This is a genomic window from Actinacidiphila yanglinensis (genome assembly GCF_900107965.1).
Classification (GTDB): Bacteria; Actinomycetota; Actinomycetes; order Streptomycetales; family Streptomycetaceae; genus Actinacidiphila; species Actinacidiphila yanglinensis.
The window spans coordinates 71,106-93,949 of record NZ_FNVU01000009.1 but is presented as its reverse complement, the minus strand read 5'-3'; the positions used below and the strand labels follow the sequence as shown (position 1 = coordinate 93,949).

Here is a 22,844-nt window from a genome sequence, read left to right as displayed (position 1 = left end):
GACACGCGGTCAGCGCTGATGGGGTGGGCGATACTGGGATCGAACCAGTGACCCCTTCGGTGTGAACGAAGTGCTCTCCCGCTGAGCTAATCGCCCGGGACGACCTGAACCATACAGCGGTGATCGGGGCGGGTTCAAACGGAAAGCCGTGCGGCGGCGAGACGGCCGCTCAACCCTCGGCGGCAGGACCGCATCATGGCGGCGTGGTTGGCGCGGAAGAGCGGCCGGCAGGGCACCGCGAGCACCCGCATCAGGCGCTTGCGGACCCTGACCTCCTGCTCGAAGAGGAGCCGGGTGGCACCGGCCGGCGCGGGCTGGACGGTCCAGCGGACCCAGCCGTCGAGGTCGCCGGTCATGGCGACTTCGAGCACCCGGGCCTCGGGGTCGTGCCGCGTCGAGCGGGCGGTGACGACGAGGTCGTAGGGCAGCGCCGAACGGAAGCGCAGCACCCCGCTGGTCTCGCCGGTCTGCCGGACCTCGCGGACCTGGGGCCACCACTCCGGGTACTGGTCGGGGCGCTCCAGCAGGCGGTAGACGGTGTCGGGTTCGGCGTCGAGCCGCCAGGAGCTGCGGAATCGGTAGTGGCTCCAGTCCATGGTCCCAGTGTGCGCCGCGAGTTGGGCCGTGGGAGCACCCGGGAGGGCGGGGAACCGCGCGGCCGGGCAACCCGCGGGGGCGCGCGGCCGGGCGCATGCGAAAGGTCCCGGGTCATCCGATGACGGACGACCCGGGACCTTCTCCGGGTGGGCGATACTGGGATCGAACCAGTGACCCCTTCGGTGTGAACGAAGTGCTCTCCCGCTGAGCTAATCGCCCCGGCGCGTGAACAACTTTACCGCACCCGGCAGACCCTTCCGACCACCCCGTGGCACGCGCCCCGCCCCCGCCCGGACCCCGCCCGGACCCGGCCCGGACCCGCCGCGCGGCCGGCGCGGAATCCCGACCGGAATCCACCGGGGCACCAATGCCCCCCGAAGCGTCACTCTCCGTAGCGGATGCGCCACATCACCAGCCCGCCCCAACCGTCATGAAACGGCTCCGATCGGGTCTTCGTGCAGGGCCGGACGAGCTACCAGAACCCCCACAAACACCTCAGAGGGGTTTACAACGTCCCCGCAGGTGGCATGTCGATTTCGCCGACGTGCGAATCCCCGAGCGCACACTGAGCGAAAGGCCCTGGCGCTTATGAACACCACGGTCAGCTGCGAGCTGCACCTGCGCCTCGTTGTGTCGAGCGAATCCTCACTGCCTGTACCCGCGGGCTTGCGGTACGACACGGCCGATCCGTATGCCGTGCACGCCACCTTCCACACCGGAGCCGAAGAGACGGTCGAATGGGTGTTCGCCCGCGACCTGCTCGCCGAGGGGCTGCACCGCCCCACCGGCACCGGCGACGTCAGAGTCTGGCCGTCCCGCAGCCACGGTCAGGGCGTCGTGTGCATCGCCCTCAGCTCCCCCGAGGGCGAAGCCCTGCTCGAAGCCCCGGCGCGGGCCCTGGAGTCCTTCCTGAAGCGGACGGACGCCGCGGTCCCACCGGGCACCGAGCACCGCCATTTCGATCTGGACACGGAGCTCTCGCACATCCTCGCGGAGAGCTGAGCCCCGTATCCCATACCGTCCGCGGTCGTCCTACTCGGGGGGACGCCCGGACCACCAGCCGCGCCGGACCACCACCAGCGGTCCGGCGCCGCAGGCAACGGAGCCGCCGCCGTGGGAGTGGACCCCCACGGCGGCGGCTCCCGCGCTACAGTCACCGGAACGCAGCCGCACATACGCCGGCAGGAGCGATCCCGTGCTGATCAACCACGACATCAGGTGCGCGCTCGATCGCGTGGTGCACCTGGTCAACTCCGCGCCGCAGATCCAGGGCCGCGAGCGCCTGGGCGACGTCGCCGCCCTGCGGGGCTTCGTGGCGCAGCACAAGGTCAGCGAGGTCGCCGGGCTCGACCAGGGCGACGTCGGCGCGGTCCAGGCGATCCGCGCCCGCTTCACCGAGGTGTTCACCGCGCCCGACGACGCCACCGCCGTGTCCGTGCTCAACGCGATGATCGCCGAGGCCGGCACCACGCCCCGGCTCACCGACCACGACGGCTACGCGTGGCACGTGCACTACTTCTCGCCCGGCGCTTCACTGGCCGCCCACCTCGCCGCGGACTGCGGCATGGCGGTCGCCTTCCTGGTCATCACCGGCGAGCGGGAGCGGCTGCGCCGCTGCGAGGCCCCGACCTGCCGCCGCGCCTTCGTGGACCTGTCCCGCAACCGCTCCCGCCGCTACTGCGACAGCCGCACCTGCGGGAACCGCCTGCACGTCGCCGCGTACCGGGCGCGCAGGCGCGAGGCGGAGGGGGCGGGACAGCCGGAGCAGCAGGAGCAGCAGGAGCAGGCGGAACGGACGGCGCGCGGCCCGGAGCCCGCGGAGGCCTGAGACGGCACGCGGGGCCCGTACGGCCGGAGAAGCCGCCGGAGGGCCGCCCGCGGGCTAGAGGAAGAGCAGGTCCCACCCCGCGCCCGCGCCGAGCAGTCCGCCGATCACGCACAGGAAGAGCATCAGCGGTGGCTGCGAGAGCGCGTACAGGCATCCCCGGGGCTCGATGAACTCGCCGCGGCGCCGCGCCGCCCGCCGGGCCGCACGCCCGGCAGGATCCGCGGGAGCGGCAGGAGCGGTCCGCGGCCCGGCGGGGCGCCGGCCGGGCCCCACCGGTACGACGGGCAGCACGGGAACGGTGGTCACCGACGGCACGCCGGGCAGGCCGGGTCGTACCGGGAAACCGGTCCGTACCGGCGGGACGGGTTTCCCGGTACGACCCGGGAGCTGCGGGCGCGGCGGCGCGGGGGGCAGCGCCGCGCGGACGGGCGCGGCGGTCAGTACGGGCCTGACGACGAGCACCGGTCGGGCGCAGCCGGCGGCGGTGAGGGTGATGAGGGCGGCGAGGGCGGAAACGGGCGGTCCGGCACGCTCCGGCCGCGGAGGGGCGATGACGTCCCCGTGGGTGGGCAGCACACCGCGATGATCGCGCAGCGCGGCACCCCGCGCGGCCCAACACGCAGACTTTACAAGGGCGTTTACCTGTGTCTCGGATGCCGGGACCGACTTGCGCGGAGGGCCTGCGATGGGCTCAGATACCGCGCCGCTTCAAGATCTCCTCGATGTCCGCGAAGTCCGACAGACCGCTGTCCGAGGAGCCTCGGGAGCGCCGCTTGGCGGCGCCGAGCGCGGGGGCCGGCTCGGCCGCGGGGCCCGCCGCCCGGGCGCCGCCGGCCACCGCCGCGGGACCGGTCCCGGCGGAGTCGCCGCCGCGCCGCCGGCGACGGCCGGAGAACAGCCGGGTCACGCCGAAGAGCAGCGCGGAGCAGGCGATGACGCCGAAGCCGAGCCAGACGGTCGGCTTGAAGACGAGGTCGACGGCCCAGTCTCCGGTGGCGGTGCCGACCTTGCGGCCGAGGGTGACCAGGCCGGCCAGCGCCAGGCCGAAGGGAAGCAGCGAGAACGCCGCGATCCGGGTCGCGGCCAGGAATCTGCGGCGGTAGGCGGTCACGATCGCGATGGCCAGGCCGCCCGCGGTCAGGGCGGCGCACAGCGTGTCGGTCAGCATCCTGCGGCTCCTGCGGCGGCGGGGCGGCCCGCGGGTCCGGCCGGGCCCCGCGGGAGTGGTCCCCTCCATCCTGCCTCGCCCGGGGCCCCGGCGGCCATGACGCAGCGGTCGGTTCCGCGGAGTTGGGGGGGATCTCAGGGATGCCTCCTCCGTCAGCGGTACGTCGCGAGGGGGAGGCGGCGTACGGCGGGCGGCCTTCCGCCCAGGTGGGAGACTGGCGGTATGAGCGAAACCCCCTCCCCCGTCGTGCTCGACATCTGGTGCGAGCTGCAGTGCCCGGACTGCCACACCGCCCTGGCCGACGTGCGGGCGCTGCGCGAGCGTTACGGCGCCGCGCTCGACATCCAGTTGCGGCACTTCCCGCTGGTCAAGCACGAGCACGCGCAGGCCGCGGCGCAGGCGTACGAGGAGGCGCACGCGCAGGGCCGCGGCTGGCCGTACGCCGAGGCGGTGCTGGCGCGGGTGGAGGAGTTCGCCCGGCGCGGCGAGCCGGTCCTGGTCGAGGTGGCGGCCGAACTGGGGCTGGACGCCGAGGAGGTGGACACCGCGCTGATCGACGGCCGGCACCTGCTGGTGGTCGACGCCGACGTGGCCGAGGGCAAGGCGATCGGGGTGACCGGCACGCCGACGTACGTCATCGACGGCGAGATGCTCGACGGTTCCAAGGCCCAGGAGGGGCTGCGCGAGCGGATCGAGCAGATCGCGGACCGCCTGCTGGCCTGAGTGCCCCGACGGCACCCGGCCGCGCCCGAACCCGCTGGGGGGAGGGCGTGGCCGCTGCCGTCACGCCGTGCCCGACGGATGCGGCTCAGAGCAGCGGCTTGCCGAAGTGGTGGTCGGTCGGGCGGTAGCCCAGGGACTCGTAGAGGCGGACCGCGGGGGTGTTCGCCGCGAAGACGTTGAGCGCGAGGGCGGAGGCGCCGCCGTCCCGGGTGAGGTCCTCGGCGACGTGCATCAGGGCGCGGCCGAGCCCCTGGCCGCGGTGGGCGGGGTCGATCTCCACGGAGGCCACCCAGGACGGGTCGGCCAGCCGTATCCACGCGAGGTGCCCGACAGGGGCGCCGTCACGTTCGAGGACGAGGATCGCGACGCCGGGGGTGGCCAGGCCGGCGGGGAAGGCCTGGTCGAAGCCGGCGGCCTCCTCGCTCGCGGCCTGGTCGGGGGGAAGGCCGGCGCCGGTGAGGGTGGCGATGTAGGTGTCCCGCTCGTGCGCGCGCCACGCGTCGTACTCCTCCTCGCGCATCGGGCGCAGGGTGGTGCCCTGGGGCAGGGCGTGCCGGGCGGCTTCGGGCGCGTCGGGCAGCGGGAGCCGCATGGTGCGGTTGCGCTCGGTGTAGCCGAGGGCGGCCGCCATCCGCAGGGCGTGCGGCATGTCGGCGCCGACGGTGGTCTCGACCCGGGTGCACCCCCACTGCCGCAGCACCTCCTCCGCGGCGAGCGCGGCCACGGTGCCGCGGCCTCGGTGCCGCTCGGGCTCGTCGATCGCCAGGGCGTTGATCCGGCCGACGGCGGGCCCGTGACGGCGGTGGGTGGAGAGCGTGACGGCGCCGACGGGGCGGCTGTTGACGCACACCGTGTAGAGCGCCGAACGCGAGCCGTCGGCCTCGTCACGCACCGGCCGGGCCGGGCGGAGGGTGGTGGTCACGGCGCACGCTCCTACGGGTTGGTGTCGGCGGCGGCCCGCTCGGCGAAGACCCGCATCGCCTTGGCGGTGACCGGCCCCGGGGCAGCGGGCAGCACGCGGTCGTCGACCCGCTGCACGGCCTGCACGTCGCGCAGGGTCGAGGTCAGGAACACCTCGTCGGCCTCGGCGAGGACGTCCAGCGGCAGTTCGGCCTCCTCGGCGCCGGTCCACTCGGCGACGAGCGCGCGGGTGATGCCGGCCAGGCAGCCCGACTCCAGCGGCGGGGTGACCAGGCGGCCGTCGAGGACCACGAACACGTTGGAGCCGGTGCCCTCGCACAACTGCCCGCGGGTGTTGGCGAACAGCGCCTCGGAGGCGCCGGCGGCGTGCGCGCGGCCCAGGGCGACCACGTTCTCCCCGTAGGAGGTGGTCTTCAGACCGGCCAGCGCGCTGGTCTCGTTGCGCGTCCAGGGCACGGTGACCGCGGCGGTGGCGTCCGGGCGGCGGCTCGCCTCGCCGAGGGCGACCACGAGGGTGGGGCCGGCGTCGCCGCGTTCCGAGCCGAGCGGGGAGGTGCCGCCGGTGTAGGTGACGCGCAGCCGGCCGAGCGGCATCGGGTTCGCGGCGAGCACCGCCTCGCAGGCACGGGCCACCTCGTCGAGGTCGGGCTCGGGCAGGCCGAGTCCGCGGGCGGAACGGGCCAGCCGCTTCAGGTGGCGGGTGGTCGCGAAGGCCCGGCCGTCGGTGGCCTTGAGGGTCTCGAAGACGCCGTCGCCGACCGTCAGGCCGTGGTCGAGCACCGACACCGTGGCGTCGGCCGCGTCCCGCAGCCCGCCGTCCACCCAGATCCTCACCGCACTGTCCTTTCGCCGCCGCTCGGCTCCCCGGCCGGGAACCGCTCCGCCGTGTCGCGCGGGCCTGCGGGTGCTGGCCGCTCCGTAGGGGCGTCGTGCTCCCCGCCGTGCTCACCCGCGGACCCGCTCGCGTACCCGCCCCGGTCCTCAGCCGGGTACGCACCCGTGTACTCCCCCGACGCTACCGCCAGAAGGCGTGCGGCCTTCAACTCGGTCTCGGCCCACTCGCCGGCCGGGTCGGAGCCCCAGGTGATCCCGGCGCCGGCGCCGAAGCGCAGCACCGGACCGCCGGGAAGGTCCCGGTCGATCCAGAACGTGCGGATGCCGACCGCGAGTTCGGCGGTGCCGCGGTCGGCGTCGACCCAGCCGATCGCGCCGCAGTACGGCCCGCGCGGGGCCGTCTCCAGCTCGCCGATGATCCGCAGCGCGCTGGACTTGGGGGCGCCGGTGACCGAGCCGGGCGGGAACGCGGCGGCGAACAGCTCGGGCCAGCCCGCGCCGGGCCGCAACTCGCCGCGCACGGTGGAGACCAGGTGCACCAGCCCCGGGTGCGGCTCGACCGCGCACAGGGCGGGCACGGTGACCGAGCCGGTGGCGCAGACCCGCCCCAGGTCGTTGCGCACCAGGTCGACGATCATCACGTTCTCGGCATGGTCCTTGGCGAGGAAGTCCTCGGCGGTGCGGGCGGTGCCCTTGATCGGGCCGGACTCCACGACCGGGCCGCGGCGGCGCAGGAAGAGCTCCGGGGACGCGGTGGCGATCTCCACGCCGTGCGCGGGCAGCCGGATGGTGCCGGCGTACGGGGCGGGGTTGCCCTGCGCGAGGACCGCGCCGAGCGCGTCGATGTCCGCGTCGCCCGGGGCCGCCGCGTCCGCCGGGGCCACCGCGGGGTCGGAGTCGGGGGGCAGCGGCGCGGTCAGCACCCGGCAGAGGTTGACCTGGTAGACGTCCCCGGTCGCGATCCTGGCCCGGATCTCCCGCACGCCCCGCTCGTACGCCGCCCGGTCCATGGAGGAGGTCCAGGCGCGCGGGTCCGGGCCGCGCCAGCCCGCCGGCCCGGGCCGCGGAGCCGGGCGGGGCTCGCGGCGGACGTCGCCGAACCGGGCACACACCGTACGGCCGTCGAAGTCCGCCGCGACCGCCCAGAAGCCGGCGGAGTCGAGCGCGGCCAGGTCGTCGGTGACGTCGCGGAGGTCGGTGGCGACGAGCGGGCCGAAACGGGCCATCGGGGGCAGGGCAACGGGGTCGCGCACGGCGGTTCCTGGTGGTCGGGCGGGGACGGGGGACGGGGTCGGACCGCGCAGGTGAGGGGCCTGTCCGGCGGGGCGATCGAGCTGTCGCCGAGCGGGTGCCGCCGGCCGTCTGGCCGTCAACAGCTTGTCATTGGCCCGGCACGCTGCGGAAACCGGTTTTTGAGCTGGACCGGGAATCCGCTAGAGTTCAACTCGTCGCCGAGGAGTCTACGGTGGCGGCACCTGCGGACGTGGCTCAGTTGGTAGAGCATCACCTTGCCAAGGTGAGGGTCGCGAGTTCGAATCTCGTCGTCCGCTCGATGTGGGGGAACACCCGAGCCCCTGCTGTTGGTGGAGTGGCCGAGAGGCGAGGCAACGGCCTGCAAAGCCGTCTACACGGGTTCAAATCCCGTCTCCACCTCCAAGGACGATTAGCTCAGCGGGAGAGCGCTTCCCTGACACGGAAGAGGTCACTGGTTCAATCCCAGTATCGCGCACGCGTATCCCCGGACGATTAGCTCAGCGGGAGAGCGCTTCCCTGACACGGAAGAGGTCACTGGTTCAATCCCAGTATCGTCCACGGGCCCCTGATCGGGGCCTTTGCCACACCCCTGCTGGACCCCCGCGCGATTAGCTCAGCGGGAGAGCGCTTCCCTGACACGGAAGAGGTCACTGGTTCAATCCCAGTATCGCGCACGCGTATCCCCGGACGATTAGCTCAGCGGGAGAGCGCTTCCCTGACACGGAAGAGGTCACTGGTTCAATCCCAGTATCGTCCACGCACGAAGAGGGTCGGAGACGGAAGCGTCTCCGGCCCTTTCGCGTTGTCCCGGTGCGGGCTGGGCCCCGGGCCCGGCTTCGCGGGTGCGGCGGCGGGGGTGGGCCCTCACAGGGCCTCGCCGCGCGCAACGACCCCGAACAGCGCTGTGCCCGGGTATCGGCTGATACCCGGGCAACCGCTGCCGTCCGCCCTACCCCCGTCCCCACGGGGTTGAGACCGGTGGTCCCTGGCCCGGACCGCTCTTCCGGACCTGAAGCGTGGTGTGACGCCCCAACAGGCCGGTCACGGACGACGTCTGTGGCGATCGCGCCGCGGAATGCGGCGGCGATCGGAACTGTGGTGGTGCTGATCCGTGGTGGTGCCGATCTTCGGTGTGCACGTAGGGCGGCGAACGCTTGACCTCGGGGGACGAGTGCGTCGTCCGCCGCTTGACCTCAAATCTATGGGGCGCGGGAGGCCGGGTCGTCATGCCTTCGGACCCCTTTTCCGGCCTCCCGGAGGATGACCCTCCACCCTCCCGGCTACTCCCCTGGGTGGATGCGGGCGGGCAGGTCAGGCGGCTCCCGGGGCCGCGGCCGGGGTCGGGTCCTCGCGGGGCACGGGGTGCTCGACGAGCGCGAGCACCCGGGTGGCCATGAAGCGGGCGGTACGCACCGCGGTGCCGCTGCGGGTGACCTCGCTCACCTCCACCACCCCGCGCCGCACCGCGGTCTCGACCCGGCGGCCGGCACGGGTCGCGGTCACCTCATAGGTGCGGGTGGTGTCACCCGCGTCGACGACTATCTCCACACGATCACCTTTCACGGCGTCACTCCCCCTCGGTGGACTGCCCGTTGGCGTCATCACGGAGCGCGGCCCCGGCCCGGGCCCGGACGGCGGGCACCGCTCTTCCGTACCTTCAGAATGCCACCGGGCACTGACAATTCACCGCCCGTCGCCTGCGAGGCTTCAGCGCGCGGGGGGACTTGAGTACGTAAGCTGTGGACGGCCGACCGGCCAGCGACGCGGAGTGGGGCCCTCTCCCCCACCACCGGAGGGTAGGGGACGGGAAGACATGGCGATGATGCGGCTCCGGCGCGAGGACCCGCGAGTCGTCGGCTCGTTCCGGCTGCACCGGCGGCTGGGCGCGGGCGGCATGGGCGTGGTGTACCTGGGCGCGGACAAGCGCGGGCAGCGGGTGGCGCTGAAGGTGATCCGGCCGGAGCTGGCCGAGGACCAGGAGTTCCGGTCCCGGTTCGCCCGCGAGGTGTCGGCGGCGCGGCGGATCAGGGGCGGCTGCACCGCCCGGCTGGTCGCCGCGGACCTGGAGGCCGAGCGCCCCTGGTTCGCCACGCAGTACGTCCCCGGGCCGTCCCTGCACGACAAGGTCGCCGAGGACGGCATCCTGCCGGCCGCCGAGGTGGCCGCGATCGGCGCGGCCCTGGCGGAGGGGCTGGTCGCCGTGCACGAGGCGGGCGTCGTCCACCGCGACCTGAAGCCGTCGAACATCCTGCTGTCGCCCAAGGGACCGCGCATCATCGACTTCGGCATCGCCTGGGCGACCGGGGCGAGCACGCTGACCCACGTCGGGACGGCGGTCGGCTCGCCCGGGTTCCTCGCGCCGGAGCAGGTGCGCGGCGCGGCGGTCACCCCGGCGACGGACGTGTTCGCCTTCGGGGCGACGCTGGCGTACGCGGCGACCGCGGACTCGCCCTTCGGGCAGGGCAGCTCCGAGGTGATGCTCTACCGGGTGGTGCACGAGGAGCCCGATCTCATCGGGGTCCCGGATGCGCTCGCCCCGCTGGTGTACGCGTGCCTGGCGAAGGATCCGGAGGAGCGGCCGAGCACCGTCCAGCTCTCCGACCGGCTGGCGGAGATCGCGACGCGTGAGGCGCGCGGGCTGGCGACGATCCGGCAGCCGCGGCCGGAGCGGCCGACCGGGCGGCGCGCGGAGGAGTACGCGCAGCAGCGCACGGAGCGGGGGGCGGTGGCGTCCAACGGGGGGCGGCCGGCCACCGGTTCCTCCGGGGGGGCCGCGTCTGCCACCGGCGGGGGTGCCGGTGCCGGTGCCGCCGGCGGGGGCACGGGTGAGCGGGTGGGGCGGCCGGCGGGCCGGACGCCTTCGGGGCGGGGCGCGGCGGCGCGGACCCCGGCGGCTCGTACCCCTGCGGGGCGTACTCCCACCGGGCGGACGCCTGCCGGGCGCACCCCCGCGAATCGGCGGCCGGTCGCGCCCGATCCGCGGCGCAGGCTGCTCCGGCAACGGGTCTTCGTGTTCGTCATCGTCACCCTTCTTGCGGCGATCTGTATCGCGGTGCTCCAGGCTGTGTGACGGTCCGCCCGGGTTGCCTGGTGCCGCCCTCTCCCGGACCACCTGCCGGTGGGTGGCTGATCGCGCCGTTTCCCGCGCCCCTGAGGGGCTACTCGCCGCTGTCGGCTGCGGGCTGCCGGGCCGGGCAAGCGAGGCCGGTCTCGCGGAAGACGCCCACCACCCAGGGGCGCGGGGAACTGCGCGACCAGCCACCACGGCGCGCAAGCAGACCACGCACCGCACAGGGGCACCGCCCAGGGGCGCGGGGAACTGCGCGACCAACCACCACGGCGCGCAAGCAGGCCACACACCGCACGGGGCACCGCCCAAGGGGCGCGTGGGGGCCTCCCAGCCGCCAGGCTGGGGGAGAACTGCGCGACCAGAGCTCCGCCTGGGGGACCCCCACACGCCACCCACCGGCAGGTGGTCCGGGGGCAGGCGGCACCCGGCAGGACGGGTGGGCCGGCGGCCCTAGGCAGCGCAGGGGGTGGTCGGGTACGTTAACAAGCGCTTGCTTAGGGTCGGGACGGGTGAGGGAAGGACGGCAGCGGGATGGCGAAACCCCGTGGAACGGAACGCACCGTCGACGCGGCGGAGCTGCACACGAGGGTGAGCGAGCTGCTCGCCGCGCACCCGCCGGGAGACAGCCCCCCGGACGGCTTCCTGCGCGCCCGCTTCGACGCGGGCCTCGCGTGGGTGCACTTCCCGGAGGGCCTCGGCGGCCTCGGCGCCCCGCGATCGCTCCAGCCCGTGGTGGACGCGGAACTCGCGGCCGCGGCCGCGCCGGACAACGACCCGCGCCGCATAGGCATCGGCCTGGGCATGGCCGCGCCGACCATCCTCCGCTACGGCACCGAGGAGCAGAAGCACCGCTTCCTGCGCCCGCTGTGGACCGGCGAGGAGGTCTGGTGCCAGCTGTTCTCGGAGCCGGGCGCCGGATCGGACCTGGCCGGCCTGCGTACCCGGGCGGTGCGCGAACCGGGCGGCGGCGACTGGATCGTGGACGGCCAGAAGGTGTGGACCTCCAGCGCCCACACCGCGCGCTGGGCGATCCTCATCGCCCGTACCGACCCGGACGTCCCCAAGCACCAAGGCATCACCTACTTCGTGTGCGACATGACCGACCCGGGCGTGGAGGTCAGGCCGCTGCGCCAGATCACCGGCGAGGCGGAGTTCAACGAGGTGTTCCTGACCGGGGTGCGGATCCCCGACGCGCACCGGCTGGGCGAGATCGGCGACGGCTGGCGGGTCGCGCAGGCCACCTTGATGAACGAGCGGGTCGCGATAGGTGGCATGGTGCTGCCCCGCGAGGCGGGCATGGTCGCCGGGCCCGCGGCGGCCTGGCGGGAGCGGCCGGAGCTGCGTACCCCCGAACTGCACGACCGGTTGCTGACCGCGTGGGTCGACGCGGAGGTGGCGAGGCTGACGGCGGAACGGGTGCGGCAGCAGCTCGCGGTGGGATCGCCCGGGCCGGAGGGCGCGGGCCTGAAGCTCACCTTCGCCCGGCTCAACCAGCGGATCAGCGGTCTTGAGGTCGAGCTCCTCGGCGAGGAGGGCCTGCGCTACGGCAACTGGACGATGGTCCGGCCGCGCAGCGTCGACTTCTACGGTCGCGACGCGGGCTACCGCTACCTGCGGGCGAAGGGCAACTCCATCGAGGGCGGCACCTCGGAGATCCTGCGCAACATCATCGCCGAGCGGGTGCTGGGCCTGCCGGCGGAGCCCCGTACCGACAAGGACGCCGCCTGGAAGGACCTGCCCCGATGAGCGCGCCGAACCTGCTGTACTCCGACGTCGAGGACGACCTGCGCGCGGCCGTGCGCGACCTGCTCGCCGACCGCTGCCCGCCGGACGCGGTGCTCGCCCGGGTCGAGGGCGAGCAGCCGTACGATCCGCGGCTGTGGCGCACGCTGGCGGCCGAACTCGGGCTGGCCGGGCTGCTGGTGCCCGAGAAGCTCGGCGGCCAGGGCGCCTCCGCGCGGGAAGCGGCCGTCGTACTCGAGGAGTTGGGCGGCGCGGTGGCACCGTCGCCGTTCCTCGGCAGCGCGGTGCTGGCCACCACGGCGCTGCTCGGCTGCGACCTCGCGGACGGCGGTGCGGCGGACCTGTTGCGGCGGCTGGCGACGGGCGAACAGGCCGCGGCGCTGGCGGTCCCCCTGTCGGCGACACCCGGCAGTGGTTTCCCGGCGGGCGTGCGGGCGGACGGCGAGGGCCGGTTGACCGGGCGGGTGACCAGCGTCGCGGACGTGGTCGGCGCCGACGTGCTGGTGGTGCCCGCGGTCGGCCCGCAGGGCGCCGGCCTGTACGAGGTGGCCGTGACCGGCGCGACGGTCGAACGCTTCAGCTCGCTGGACCTGACCCGGCCGCTGGCGGACGTGTCCTTCGACGGCTGCGCGGCGCGGCCGCTGCCCGGCGACGACGCGGCCGCCGCGCTCGACGCGGCGCTGCTGGCCGGCGCCGGCCTGCTCGCGTCCGAGCAGGTGGGCGTGGCGCAGTGGTGCCTCGACGAGACGGTCCGCTACCTCGGGCAGCGGCACCAGTTCGGGCGGGTGGTCGGCTCGTTCCAGTCGCTCAAGCACCGGCTGGCCGACCTGTGGCTGGAGGTCGTCTCGGCCCGCGCGGCGGCCCGGGCCGCGGCCGACGCGCTCGCGACCGGCTCCCCCGACGCACCGGTGGCCGTCGCGGTCGCCCAGTCGTACGCGGCCGTCGTCGCGGTGCACGCGGCCGAGGAGGCGGTGCAGTTGCACGGCGGGATCGGGATGACGTGGGAGCACCCCGCGCACCTCTACCTCAAGCGGGCGAAGGCCGACGAGATCGCCCTGGGCACCCCGGGCCGCCACCGCGCCGCCCTGGCCGAACTGGTGAACCTGCCCGCACCCGTCAACTGACCCCGACCCGCCCGACCATCGGGCCCGGCCCGCCCTCCCCTCGCCCCCTCACCGTATCCTCACGCGCTGTTGCGTGACTGTGACACCCCGTCCGGGTGCCGGGGCGCTCGCCTTGGCAGGATGTCAGGGTCATGCTTGCGAGTCGGCCTCCGTGGCCGGCAGGGGGGAGGGCCCTGTGGTCGAGCCGGGCGGAGGCGGCGACTTCAGCGGGATAGATCCGCAGCAGCTCTGGGACATGATCAGCTCGATCAAGAACAGGACGGGCTGGGACGGCAACGGGAGTAGCGCTCGGCTGGTCGCCAGTTGGATGAGCCAGGCGGACCGGGTCGGTCTGGACGCCACCCGGCTGAACACGATCAACAAGCACTTCTCGTGGGCCCAGGACCAGTTACCGATGTTACGGCGCCGGCACAGCCTCGCGGTGGCCGAGGCCAAGGAGGAGGGCGACTTCGGACAGACCGGGATGGTCGGGGCCGGCTCCGGGGACCTGGGCAAATACAAGACGCAGGAGGCCGCACAGAAGGCCGGCAAGGACGCCGCGAAGAAGTACAAGGACGGCGACATCACCATGCAGCAGTACCTGCAGTTGATGCAGCAGAACGAGGACGACCCGGACTTCGCGGCCGCCTCCTGCAAAGAGCTCGGACAGGCGCGGCTGGCCCAGATGGCCCCCTACTCCAGCCAGTTCGACAGCGACAATCCGGATGCCGGGCGCTCCGTGTTCGCCACCTTCGTCGCCACCTCGATGCGCGGGGGCATGCAGTACAAGGACTCGGCGGGGCACGACGACATCAGCTTCCTCGCACCGCTCGTCACCGAGGCGAACTTCCCCGCCGACGTCCTGACCGACCTGGGCACCCAGGCGCTCGCCCCGGGCAACGCCTCGTCCTCCGACCAGATCTGGAAGGCGCTGGCCGCCGACCCCAAGGCGGCCACCCAGTTCGTGCACGACAACATCGGCGTCCTGCCCACCTTCATGAAATCGGACTCCAACAACCGGGGTGGCCTGCTCGACGCGAACGCGAAGGACTTCGCGGCGGTCGTCGAAGCGGGCACCATTCCCGGTCCTGGAGCCAACGCGAACATGGCCGCGGACAACACCACCAAGTTGGTGCAGTACTACGCCAACCACCAGGAGGAGCACGCGCACCCGGAAGTGGAGCAGGTCTTCGCCGACGACATCGAGTACTACTGGTCCGACGTGCAGGCGTCGCTGACCGACCCCGCACCGGCTCCGCTCGGCCCCGGGCACGTCGATGTCGCCAGCGCCGACTGGGAGGGCTTCATCCACGAGTCGATGCAGGACCCGAAAGCCACGGCCGAGTTGCTGTCGTACAGTCAGGAGATGGCCGACCAGCTCGCCGACAGCGACCCGGACAATCCGTGGGTGGAAAATGCGTCCGGCACCCTTGAGGGCACCTTCGGTTTCGAGGCGACCACGGTCTACCAGGAGAAGAAGGCCGCCGGCGACGCGGATGCCGAGGAATGGCAGGAAACCGTGAGCGATCAGCTGGGCAAGGCCGCTGAGACAGGTGTCGAGATCGCCTTCGAACCCGGCGAAGCCGGCACGGCCGTCTCCAAGGCGGTCATCAACGACGTCCTGGAAACGCTCAACAAGCGGATCGTGAAAGTCGACCCCAAGGACATGGGCTCACCGCCGTCCACGGCAACCTGGCAGCACGCCTGGAATGAGGGTGCGAGCCAGCAGTACGCGAAGAACCACACTCTAGGCGATCCGCAGCGGTACGCGGACATGTACACGGGAGGCAAACCGTTCCTCACCGATGACGGCCACCTCATCGCCCATGCCACCGCAGCTCAGAAACAGGCGTACAACGAATGGCTGAAGGATCCCGCAGTGGGCAACGCGCTGGACAAGGACTTCCTCAACCGCAACGGCTCGCGTGCCGATGCCCTGACCGGAGTTGGGTGAACATGATCCGGCGCATGCCTCTGCTTGCTCTCGCCCTTGTACCCCTCCTCGGCGTCACCGCCTGCAGCGACGGCGATTCAGGCCCATCGGGTGACCCCCAGTCGATCCGGACCTCGCTCGCCAAGACCTATTGGAAGGTCAACGGGGCGATCCCGTCGGGCATAGACATGGATATCGGGAGGGGAAAGTTCATCAAGTGCTCGGCCGACAAACCGAAACTTGCCGTCTACCAGGTGGAGAACGAGCTCAACGCCAAAGACGGCTCGATGACCGCGGCCCAGTTCCTGTCCACGTTCCGAACCGTGCTAGCCCCCCAGGGGTGGAAGTTCACGCTGGACAAGGTGCAGCCGAGTCCCACCGAGACCGCGACCATGTCCAAGACAACAGGCTACGTGGCGAACAAGGACGGGATGCAGCTGCAACTGCTGATCCAGGAGCGGACCTCCGATGTCCCGGCGGGCGGTTTCATGGACCTGTACAGCAGTTGCGTCCACCTCGGAAAGGACCAGAAGGACATTCTGGCCAAGTACGCTCCAGGCGCATCTGTGGACATCTTTCAGCCGACGAGCGCCAACCCGCACCCCGTCCCGACCGGCCCGACCATGGCACCGTAGACAAGCGGCCGTCACCCACGCTCACGGGCCCACGAAACACCCGCATCACCAACGGGAGGAAATCACCATGGCGGGCAAGAAAGTTCCCAGCCCCATGTGGCAGGCGCTCAGCGATCTGAACACCGAGGTGCAGAAGGACCTCGCGACCGTGAACGGGTCGCTGAAGGACGCCGACAAGCGGATGGCCGGCGGCAAAGGCGCGGTGTGGGTCGGTCCCACGGCGCGCACCTGGGCGGCTGACCTGACCGGGGCGGCCAACGACGTCACCACGCAGGCCAATGCCTTCGCGGCGTACGTCAGCAGCGAACTGGCCGCCCACCCGAAGGAAGTCACGCAGGCTGAGGCCGACAGCGAGCGGCGGGTGCTGTCCGGTCGGATGCGCTGACCGGCCCGACCCAGGCGCCGTAGTCCGGAGCACGGACCGCGCGGGGTACTCCGCCGGGCCCCTGCGGAAACCGAGGACGTATGAAGCTCCCCCGCCACGTTGCCCTGGCCGCGCCCGTGCTGCCCGTCGTCTGCGTCCTGGGTGCGTGCGGGAGCAGTATGAGCTCGGCGGACGGGATGAAGCAGGCCGACTGCCGCGACGGGCAGAGCGAGGACCGGTACCGGCCGTCCACCGCCGACCCCACCCCCGTACCCACCGGGTTCCCGACTCCCATGTGAGCCCGCCGGGCAGAACTCCGGAGCCTCATGGGCGGGTGGCGTAGAAGGCTACCGCTGAGGCCGCGGCGACGTTGAGGGAGTCGACGCCCGCGGCCATCGGGATGGTGACACGGGTGTCGGCGGCGCGCAGCGCTGCGGGGGTCAGGCCGTCGCCCTCGGTGCCCAGCATCAGGGCGAGCCGGGGGTGGCCGGCGGCGGCCAGCTCGTCGAGGGGGACGGCGTCCTCCGCCAGGCAGAGCGCGGCGAGCCGGAAGCCGTGCGCGCGCAGCCGCTCCAGGTCGCCCGGCCAGTCGGTGAGCCGGGTCCAGGGCACGGAGAGCACCGCGCCCATGGAGACCTTCACGGCCCGCCGGTAGAACGGGTCGGCGCAGCGCGGGCTGAGCACCACCGCATCCACGCCGAGCGCCGCGGCGGAGCGGAACCCGGCGCCGAGGTTGGCGTGGTCGACGGTGTCCTCGAAGACGGCGACCCGGCGTGGCCCGGGGCCGAGCCCGTCGAGCAGCGCGTCCAGGGAGGGCAGCGGGGTACGGGCCATCGCGGCGAGCGCGCCGCGATGCACGTGGTAGCCCGTGACCTGCTCGGCGAGCGCGGGCGTCACCTCGTACACCGGCGCGGTCGCCGCGTCGATCACGTCCCCCATCGGGCCGAGCCACTTCGCGGACAGCAGCATCGACCGCATGGGGTAACCGGCCGCCAGGGCGCGCCGGATGACCTTCTCGCCCTCGGCGATGAACAGGCCCTCCGCGGGCTCGCGGCGCCGTCGCAGCTCCACGTCGGTGAGGGAGGTGTAGTCGGCCAGCCGCGGGTCGGCGGGGTCGGTGACGGGGACCGGCCGGGTCACGTCCGGTGCCGGTCGGCCGCGGCACGGGCGGTCTCCGCCACGGCGCCGCCCACGCTCACCACGTCGCCGATCACGATCACCGCGGGCGGGCGCACCGCCTCCTCGACGACCCGCCGGCCGACGGTGCCGAGGGTGGCGTCCACGCGGCGCTGGGCGGCGGTGGTGCCCTCCTGGATGACGGCGACCGGGGTGTCGGCGGGACGGCCGTGCGCGACCAGGGCCGCCGCGATCGGCTCGATCCGTTCCACCGCCATCAGCAGCACCAGGGTGCCGCGCAGCTTCGCCAGCGCCGCCCAGTCCACCAGCGAGCGCGGGTCCTCCGGGGCGACGTGCCCGCTGACCACGGTGAACTCGTGCGCCACGCCGCGGTGGGTGACCGGGATCCCGACCGCCGCCGGCACGCTGATCGAGCTGGAGATGCCGGGCACCACCGTCACCGGGACGCCCTCGCGGGCCAGCGCCTCGGCCTCCTCCATGCCGCGCCCGAAGACGTACGGGTCGCCGCCCTTGAGCCGGACCACGGCCTTGCCCGCCTTCGCGTGCTCGACCAGCGCCGCGTTGATCGCCTCCTGCGCCATCGCCCGGCCGTACGGGATCTTCGCGGCGTCGATCACCTCGACGTGCGGGCCGAGTTCGTCGAGCAGGTCGCGCGGGCCGAGCCGGTCCGCGACCACCACGTCGGCCTCCGCGAGGAGCCGGCGGCCGCGCACCGTGATCAGGTCGGGGTCGCCGGGGCCGCCGCCGACCAGGGCGACGCCCGCGGTACGGGCCCGGTGGTGCGGCGCGACCAGCGTGCCGTCCCGCAGCCCCGCGACCACCGCGTCGCGCACCGCCGCCGAGCGCCGGGGGTCGTGACCGGTCAGCACCGCCACGGTGACGCCTTCGCTGCGGCCGGTCGCCGGGGTCCACGCGGTCGCCGCGTCGGCGTCGTCGCTGCGGACGCACCACACCCGGCGCTCCTCCGCCTCCGCGCTGGCCGCGGCGTTCGCCGCCGGGTCCGTGCTCGCGATCAGCGCGTACCAGGCGTCCGCGAGGTCGCCCGCGCGGTACTTCCTGCGCTCCCAGCGGAGTTCGCCCGCGGTGGCCATCGCCTCGACCGAGGCGGTCGCCGACGGCGAGACGAGGACGATGTCGGCGCCGGCCGACACCAGCGCGGGCAGCCGCCGCTGGGCGACCTGGCCGCCGCCGACCACCACCACCCGCCTCCCGGCGAGCCGCAGCCCTACGGGGTACGCGGGGGCGTCGTGCGGCATGAGGGCTCCTTCATCTGCGGGATGGTCCTACTTTACGATGCGGCGCCACCACGTTCCGTTGCACGGCCCCCCGCCGCCACGGTTCCGGTCCGTTCCCGGCACACCCGTTGCACGATTCCCCGCCGTCGAGCTTCCGGCCCGTACCCGGCGCACCGACCGGTGGGGGGTTGCTCGCGCCGTTCTCCCCCAGCCTGGCGGCTGGGTGGGGGTGCTCCCGGCGAAGCCAGGGGGCACACCCCCACACGCCCCTGGTTCGTGCGGGTCCCTCCGCGAAAAGAGGGTCACCAACAAGGGGCGCGGGGAACTGCTCCCCCAGAGCTTCGCCACCGCGAACCGCGAGGTCCGGGAAGAGCCGGGGCCGGGCAACCCGGGGGGTCCCGTTACCGGCTACCCCTTCTCGGTGACGCCGGCCGCGTCGAACGTGGCCACCTCGTGCATGACCCGGGCCGCACTCTGGACCAGCGGAAGAGCCAGCAGCGCCCCGGTCCCCTCGCCCAACCTCAGATCGAGGTCGACCAGGGGCCGCAACCCGAGCGTGGTGAGCGCGGCGACATGCCCCGGCTCGGCGCTGCGGTGCCCGGCGATGCAGGCGGCCAGCACTTCCGGGGCGATCGCCCGGGCGACCAGCGCGGCCGCGCCAGCGCTGACGCCGTCGAGGATGACCGGCGTGCGCAGCGCGGCGGCGCCGAGCAGGAGCCCGACCATCGCGGCGTGTTCGAGCCCGCCGATCGCGGCGAGGACCTGGATCGGCTCGTCCGGGTCGGGCCGGTGCAGGTCCAGCGCCCGCCGGACCACCTCGACCTTGCGGGCGTGCATCTCGTCGTTGATGCCGGTGCCGCGGCCGGTGACCTCCGAGGGGTCCGCGCCGGTGTAGACGGCCACGATCGCCGCGGACGCGGTGGTGTTGGCGATGCCCATCTCCCCGGTGAGCAGCGCCTTGTTGCCCGCCGCGACCAGGTCGCGGGCGGTCTCGATGCCGACCTCGATCGCCTTGAGCACGTCCTCGCGGCTCATCGCGGGCTCCACGGTGAAGTCCGCGGTGCCCGGCCGTACCTTGCGGGGCAGCAGTCCAGGGGTGGCGGGCAGTTCGGAGGCCACCCCGACGTCGACGACGCACACCTCCGCGCCGACCTGGTTGGCGAAGGCGTTGCAGACCGCCCCGCCGCCGAGGATGTTGGCCACCATCTGGCCGGTGACCTCCTGCGGCCAGGCGGTGACGCCCTGGGCGTGCACTCCGTGGTCCCCGGCGAACACCGCGACCGCGGCGGGCTCGGGGATCGGCGGCGGGCACTGCCGGGACAACCCGCTGAGCTGCGCGGAGATGATCTCCAGCATGCCGAGCGCGCCGGCCGGCTTGGTCATCCGCTTCTGCCGCTCCCACGCCTCCCCGAGCGCCTTCGCGTCCAGCGGGCGGATCCCGCGCAGGGTCTCCTCCAGCAGGTCGTGCGGCTCCTCGCCGGGCAGCGCGCGGTTGCCGTACTCCTCCTCGTGGACGACCCACGACAGCGGGCGCCGCTGCGACCAGCCCGCCTGCATCAGCTCGGGCTCCTCGGGGAACTCGTCGACGTACCCGACGCACAGGTAGGCGACGACCTCCAGGTGCTCGGGCAGGCCGAGTTCGGTGACCATCTGGCGCTCGTCGAAGAAGCTGACCCAGCCGACGCCGAGGCCCTCCGCGCGGGCGGCGAGCCAGAGGTTCTCCACGGCGAGCGCGGACGAGTACGGCGCCATCTGCGGCTGGGTGTGCCGGCCGAGGGTGTGCCGGCCTCCCCGCGTCGGATCGGCCGTGACCACGATGTTCACCGGGGTGTCGAGGATCGCCTCGATCTTCAGCTCGCGGAACTGCCGGGCCCGCGCCTTGGGCAGCGACTTGGCGTACGCCTCGCGCTGACGCATCGCCAGCTCGTGCATCTTCTCGCGGGTCTTCTCCGAGCGGATCACCACGAAGTCCCACGGCTGGGAGTGGCCGACGCTCGGCGCGGTGTGCGCCGCCTCCAGCACGCGCAGCAGCACGTCGTGCGGGATCGGGTCGGACCGGAAGCCGTTGCGGATGTCGCGCCGCTCGCGGATCACCCGGTGCACGGCGTCCCGCACGGCCGGTTCGTACGGCTCGGCGGCGGGGCCCTGCGCGACGCGCTCGGCGACGGCCGGTGCCTCGTTCGTGGCGATCGTGCCGGGGGCGTCGGCCGTCATGGCGGTGTCCTCCGGCTCGGCAGGGCCGTCCGGCGCGCTCGCGGGGACGGCCGGCTCGGGCGCCGCTACGGGCGCGGGCGCGGCGTCCGCTGCGGGGTCGGCGGGCTGCTGGGACTGCTCGGGCAGCTCGGATTCCGGACGCTGGAACGTCTCGGCCTCCTCCGCGGCGGGCCCGGCGCGGCGCCTGCCGCGGCGGCCCCGGGCCGGGGTGGCCGCGGCGGGCTGCTCCGCGGCGGCCTGGTCGGGCGTGACCGTGGCGGGCTCGGCCGCCGGCTCGACGGGGTCGGCAGCGGCGGGCAAGGACTGCGGCGGGGCGACGGCGGCCACGGCGTCGGACCCGGCTTCGACCACGGTCTCGGAGACGGTTTCGGCGGCGGCCTCGGCAACGGGAGCTGCTGCCGGGGCGGGTTCGGGCGCGGGCAGCTCGGCCGGGACCGGCTCCACCTCGACGGCCGGCTCGGCAGCGGCCGGAGCCGCGGGTGTCACCGGTACCGGGCCCGCTGTCTGCTCCGGTGTCTGGGGTACCGCGAAACCGCCGCCCTGCGAGGCGACCGGGCCGCCCTGTGCGGGCACGACGGCCTCGGGTACCACCGGTTGGGCCGCCGCAGGTTCGGGCGCGGACGGCATCGAGGGCGCGGGCGGCACGGGCGCGGCCGGCTGAGCCGCGGGCTGCTGCTCAGCGGCGGCGGGCGAGGGTGCGACCGGCGCGGCCGGAGCGGGGCCGGCCTGCGGCGTCGCGAGCTGCACACCAGCCGCACCGACGCCCGCACCGACGGGAACGGCCGCTCCCTGCTCCTGCTCCTGCCCGTGCGGATGTGCGGCCTGTACCGGCGCGGCCTCCGCCTGGGCTGCCACCACCGTGGGTCCCTGCGGGGCGGCCGCCTGCTCGGCCGGGCGCGGCACGCTGTCCGCGCGCGGGATCAGCGACTGCTGCGAGGCGCCACCGGGCGCGGACGGCCAGGTGCTGCCCGGCGCGGCGACCGCGCCCGGGCCGGGCTCGCCGGTCTGCTGCGCGGGAATGCCGTTGACGTCGTCGCGCGGCACGTCCAGGTACTCGGGCCCGGAGGTCGGCGGCCCTTGCACGTGCACCGCGGGTCCCCGGTCGGCCAGGGAACGAACCGAGACACCCCCGCTGGGCGTGTCGGCCACGGGCGGGCCCATGTGCAGAGGGCGCCGCGACACCGGGGCCTGCTGCGGCACCGGCGACGGCTCGGCCGGCGCGTTCCACACCGGCGCGGCGGGCTGCGCCGCGGCGCTTCCGGCCGCATCAGCGGCACCATCAGCGGAAGCAGCCTGCTCGGCGGCGCCCGCGGGTTCGCCGGCCGCCGCCACGGCGGGCACCTGGTCCTGCGCGGCCACGGGTTCGGCCTGCGTCGCGCCGGGGTGCGCGGGCGCCTCCGCGAGCCCGAGCTGCGCCGGCGCCGCCGGGACGGCCTGCTGCGGCGGGAATTGCCGGGCCTGCGGCGCCTGCGGCTCGTGGATCTGCTGGAGTTGCTGCGGCTGCTGCGCGACGAAGACCTGCGCGCCGTTCCCGAGGACGGGCGCCGCGATCGTCTCCAGGGGCACCTCGACCGGGACCTCGACGGAGATCGGCAGGTCGACCGGCTGCTGCCGCAGGGAGGCCGGCTGCGGGTGCGGCTGCACCTGCACCGGGCCGACCCTGTGCTGCTGCGGCTGCTGCCCGTTCTGGACGTACGGGGGCTGCTGCTGCGCGGGGACGGACGCGGGGGACGGCACGGGCTGCGGGTCGCTCCAGGACCCCTGCGGGCCGGGCATCAGCAGCACGTCGTCCTCGTCGTCCAGTCCGGCGCCGGGCGGCGCGGGCTGCTCGAGGTAGGCGTAACCGGGCGCGGGCTGCTCGCTCACGGGTGCGGTTCCCCAATCCGGCTGCTGCGGCGCGCCATTGCCGGGAAAGGCGGTGTGCGGCGGGAGAAGCGCGTCGGCGCCCGCGTCCGCGCCCGCGTTCTCCGGCAGCCCCTCGCCGGGGATCTGACCGGTGTCCGTCATGCGTGCCCCTCGCCCATCGGTTTCGCTCCTTCCGACCGCTGCGCCCTGCCCGCCCCGACCCCCTGCAACAACAACGAG

General features: G+C 73.9%; 20 protein-coding genes and 7 tRNA genes. 15 read left to right on the top strand and 12 right to left on the bottom strand.

From position 1 onward, the window contains the following. Positions 1-24: 24 nt before the first annotated feature. The 3 genes from C4U44_RS21560 to C4U44_RS21550 all read right to left on the bottom strand — a co-directional run bounded on the left by C4U44_RS21560 (position 25) and on the right by C4U44_RS21550 (position 816). A tRNA-Val gene (locus tag C4U44_RS21560) sits at positions 25-96 on the bottom strand. Positions 97-134: 38 nt separating this feature from the next. Beyond that, complete coding sequence (locus tag C4U44_RS21555; RefSeq protein ID WP_103887598.1) at positions 135-596, bottom strand: SRPBCC family protein; 462 nt, start codon at positions 594-596, stop codon at positions 135-137. A 148-nt stretch (positions 597-744) separates the two neighbouring features. Next, positions 745-816: transfer RNA gene (locus C4U44_RS21550), tRNA-Val, on the bottom strand. Positions 817-1,185: 369 nt separating this feature from the next. Here C4U44_RS21550 and C4U44_RS21545 point away from each other — a divergent pair. Both C4U44_RS21545 and C4U44_RS21540 read left to right on the top strand, forming a co-directional pair. Further along, complete coding sequence (locus tag C4U44_RS21545; protein ID WP_003959770.1) at positions 1,186-1,599, top strand: SsgA family sporulation/cell division regulator; 414 nt, start codon at positions 1,186-1,188, stop codon at positions 1,597-1,599. A gap of 193 nt (positions 1,600-1,792) precedes the next feature. Continuing rightward, positions 1,793-2,425: a CGNR zinc finger domain-containing protein gene (locus tag C4U44_RS21540; protein ID WP_103887597.1), complete on the top strand. Its 633-nt coding sequence runs from the start codon at positions 1,793-1,795 to the stop codon at positions 2,423-2,425. A 54-nt stretch (positions 2,426-2,479) separates the two neighbouring features. Here the strand turns inward: C4U44_RS21540 and C4U44_RS21535 are convergent, their stop codons facing one another. Together C4U44_RS21535 and C4U44_RS21530 are read right to left on the bottom strand one after the other, a co-directional pair. Next, complete coding sequence (locus tag C4U44_RS21535) at positions 2,480-3,001, bottom strand: hypothetical protein (protein WP_103887595.1); 522 nt, start codon at positions 2,999-3,001, stop codon at positions 2,480-2,482. Between the two features lie 115 nt (positions 3,002-3,116). Further along, positions 3,117-3,593, bottom strand: a complete 477-nt coding sequence (locus tag C4U44_RS21530) for a hypothetical protein (protein WP_103887594.1) — start codon at positions 3,591-3,593, stop codon at positions 3,117-3,119. A gap of 222 nt (positions 3,594-3,815) precedes the next feature. Between C4U44_RS21530 and C4U44_RS21525 the strand changes: the two genes are divergently transcribed. Next, positions 3,816-4,316: a DsbA family protein gene (locus C4U44_RS21525; protein WP_103887592.1), complete on the top strand. Its 501-nt coding sequence runs from the start codon at positions 3,816-3,818 to the stop codon at positions 4,314-4,316. Between the two features lie 85 nt (positions 4,317-4,401). Here the strand turns inward: C4U44_RS21525 and C4U44_RS21520 are convergent, their stop codons facing one another. Genes C4U44_RS21520 through C4U44_RS21510 form a run of 3 tightly spaced genes read right to left on the bottom strand, consistent with a single transcriptional unit; the run spans position 4,402 to position 7,297 of the window. Beyond that, positions 4,402-5,238 (bottom strand): GNAT family N-acetyltransferase, encoded by an 837-nt coding sequence (locus C4U44_RS21520; protein WP_103887590.1) that lies wholly within the window; start codon positions 5,236-5,238, stop codon positions 4,402-4,404. An 11-nt stretch (positions 5,239-5,249) separates the two neighbouring features. Further along, complete coding sequence (locus C4U44_RS21515; protein WP_103887588.1) at positions 5,250-6,071, bottom strand: aminotransferase class IV; 822 nt, start codon at positions 6,069-6,071, stop codon at positions 5,250-5,252. Continuing rightward, positions 6,068-7,297, bottom strand: coding sequence for a chorismate-binding protein (locus tag C4U44_RS21510; RefSeq protein ID WP_103887586.1), 1,230 nt, complete (start codon positions 7,295-7,297; stop codon positions 6,068-6,070). Before C4U44_RS21510 ends, C4U44_RS21515 begins: the two co-directional genes overlap by 4 nt. A gap of 251 nt (positions 7,298-7,548) precedes the next feature. Between C4U44_RS21510 and C4U44_RS21505 the strand changes: the two genes are divergently transcribed. From C4U44_RS21505 to C4U44_RS21480, 5 genes are all read left to right on the top strand, one after another. Further along, a tRNA-Gly gene (locus tag C4U44_RS21505) sits at positions 7,549-7,621 on the top strand. 32 nt (positions 7,622-7,653) lie between these two features. Next, positions 7,654-7,727 (top strand) — tRNA-Cys (locus C4U44_RS21500). An 84-nt stretch (positions 7,728-7,811) separates the two neighbouring features. Beyond that, positions 7,812-7,883: transfer RNA gene (locus tag C4U44_RS21490), tRNA-Val, on the top strand. Positions 7,884-7,927: 44 nt separating this feature from the next. After that, positions 7,928-7,999: transfer RNA gene (locus tag C4U44_RS21485), tRNA-Val, on the top strand. 11 nt (positions 8,000-8,010) lie between these two features. Continuing rightward, positions 8,011-8,082 (top strand) — tRNA-Val (locus tag C4U44_RS21480). Between the two features lie 554 nt (positions 8,083-8,636). Here the strand turns inward: C4U44_RS21480 and C4U44_RS21475 are convergent. Continuing rightward, entirely contained in the window at positions 8,637-8,888 is a 252-nt protein-coding gene (locus C4U44_RS21475; protein ID WP_103887584.1) for a hypothetical protein, read from the bottom strand. Between the two features lie 250 nt (positions 8,889-9,138). On the opposite strand from C4U44_RS21475, the gene C4U44_RS21470 reads away from it, so the two are divergent. The 7 genes from C4U44_RS21470 to C4U44_RS21440 all read left to right on the top strand — a co-directional run bounded on the left by C4U44_RS21470 (position 9,139) and on the right by C4U44_RS21440 (position 16,472). Next, a complete protein-coding gene (locus C4U44_RS21470) occupies positions 9,139-10,395 on the top strand; it encodes a serine/threonine-protein kinase (RefSeq protein WP_103887582.1) in 1,257 nt (418 codons plus the stop codon). A 531-nt stretch (positions 10,396-10,926) separates the two neighbouring features. Further along, a complete protein-coding gene (locus tag C4U44_RS21465; RefSeq protein WP_103887580.1) occupies positions 10,927-12,141 on the top strand; it encodes an acyl-CoA dehydrogenase family protein in 1,215 nt (404 codons plus the stop codon). Beyond that, positions 12,138-13,262 (top strand): acyl-CoA dehydrogenase family protein, encoded by a 1,125-nt coding sequence (locus C4U44_RS21460; RefSeq protein ID WP_103887578.1) that lies wholly within the window; start codon positions 12,138-12,140, stop codon positions 13,260-13,262. The genes C4U44_RS21465 and C4U44_RS21460 overlap by 4 nt, the downstream gene beginning before the upstream one ends. Positions 13,263-13,437: 175 nt before the next feature. Further along, positions 13,438-15,195 (top strand): hypothetical protein, encoded by a 1,758-nt coding sequence (locus tag C4U44_RS21455; protein WP_103887576.1) that lies wholly within the window; start codon positions 13,438-13,440, stop codon positions 15,193-15,195. A 14-nt stretch (positions 15,196-15,209) separates the two neighbouring features. Then, the gene (locus C4U44_RS21450) at positions 15,210-15,809 is read left to right on the top strand and encodes a hypothetical protein (protein WP_146088311.1); all 600 of its coding nucleotides are present in this window, start codon (positions 15,210-15,212) and stop codon (positions 15,807-15,809) included. 67 nt (positions 15,810-15,876) lie between these two features. Next, the gene (locus C4U44_RS21445) at positions 15,877-16,194 is read left to right on the top strand and encodes a hypothetical protein (RefSeq protein ID WP_146088310.1); all 318 of its coding nucleotides are present in this window, start codon (positions 15,877-15,879) and stop codon (positions 16,192-16,194) included. Between the two features lie 80 nt (positions 16,195-16,274). Then, positions 16,275-16,472 carry a hypothetical protein gene (locus tag C4U44_RS21440; RefSeq protein WP_103887571.1) on the top strand — a complete coding sequence of 66 codons (198 nt, stop codon included), beginning with the start codon at positions 16,275-16,277 and terminating at the stop codon, positions 16,470-16,472. A 25-nt stretch (positions 16,473-16,497) separates the two neighbouring features. Here C4U44_RS21440 and C4U44_RS21435 read toward each other — a convergent pair whose 3' ends face one another. From C4U44_RS21435 to cobT, 3 genes are all read right to left on the bottom strand, one after another. Further along, complete coding sequence (locus tag C4U44_RS21435; RefSeq protein ID WP_103887569.1) at positions 16,498-17,313, bottom strand: TrmH family RNA methyltransferase; 816 nt, start codon at positions 17,311-17,313, stop codon at positions 16,498-16,500. Then, on the bottom strand, positions 17,310-18,566 hold the full coding sequence (gene cobA, locus C4U44_RS21430) for a uroporphyrinogen-III C-methyltransferase (protein ID WP_103887567.1): 1,257 nt from the start codon (positions 18,564-18,566) through the stop codon (positions 17,310-17,312). The genes C4U44_RS21435 and cobA overlap by 4 nt, the downstream gene beginning before the upstream one ends. 387 nt (positions 18,567-18,953) lie before the next feature. After that, a complete protein-coding gene (cobT, locus tag C4U44_RS21425) occupies positions 18,954-22,766 on the bottom strand; it encodes a nicotinate-nucleotide--dimethylbenzimidazole phosphoribosyltransferase (RefSeq protein WP_103887565.1) in 3,813 nt (1,270 codons plus the stop codon). Between the last annotated feature and the right edge of the window lie 78 nt (positions 22,767-22,844).

Bases quoted from the DNA above. Each gene is read 5' to 3' on its own strand.
- C4U44_RS21555 (WP_103887598.1), bottom strand. From the start codon at position 596: ATGGACTGGAGCCACTACCGATTCCGCAGCTCCTGGCGGCTCGACGCC.
- C4U44_RS21545 (WP_003959770.1), top strand. From the start codon at position 1,186: ATGAACACCACGGTCAGCTGCGAGCTGCACCTGCGCCTCGTTGTGTCG.
- C4U44_RS21530 (WP_103887594.1), bottom strand. From the start codon at position 3,593: ATGCTGACCGACACGCTGTGCGCCGCCCTGACCGCGGGCGGCCTGGCC.
- C4U44_RS21525 (WP_103887592.1), top strand. From the start codon at position 3,816: ATGAGCGAAACCCCCTCCCCCGTCGTGCTCGACATCTGGTGCGAGCTG.
- C4U44_RS21510 (WP_103887586.1), bottom strand. From the start codon at position 7,297: ATGGCCCGTTTCGGCCCGCTCGTCGCCACCGACCTCCGCGACGTCACC.
- C4U44_RS21470 (WP_103887582.1), top strand. From the start codon at position 9,139: ATGGCGATGATGCGGCTCCGGCGCGAGGACCCGCGAGTCGTCGGCTCG.
- C4U44_RS21465 (WP_103887580.1), top strand. From the start codon at position 10,927: ATGGCGAAACCCCGTGGAACGGAACGCACCGTCGACGCGGCGGAGCTG.
- C4U44_RS21460 (WP_103887578.1), top strand. From the start codon at position 12,138: ATGAGCGCGCCGAACCTGCTGTACTCCGACGTCGAGGACGACCTGCGC.
- C4U44_RS21450 (WP_146088311.1), top strand. From the start codon at position 15,210: ATGCCTCTGCTTGCTCTCGCCCTTGTACCCCTCCTCGGCGTCACCGCC.
- C4U44_RS21445 (WP_146088310.1), top strand. From the start codon at position 15,877: ATGGCGGGCAAGAAAGTTCCCAGCCCCATGTGGCAGGCGCTCAGCGAT.
- C4U44_RS21440 (WP_103887571.1), top strand. From the start codon at position 16,275: ATGAAGCTCCCCCGCCACGTTGCCCTGGCCGCGCCCGTGCTGCCCGTC.
- cobA (WP_103887567.1), bottom strand. From the start codon at position 18,566: ATGCCGCACGACGCCCCCGCGTACCCCGTAGGGCTGCGGCTCGCCGGG.
- cobT (WP_103887565.1), bottom strand. From the start codon at position 22,766: ATGACGGACACCGGTCAGATCCCCGGCGAGGGGCTGCCGGAGAACGCG.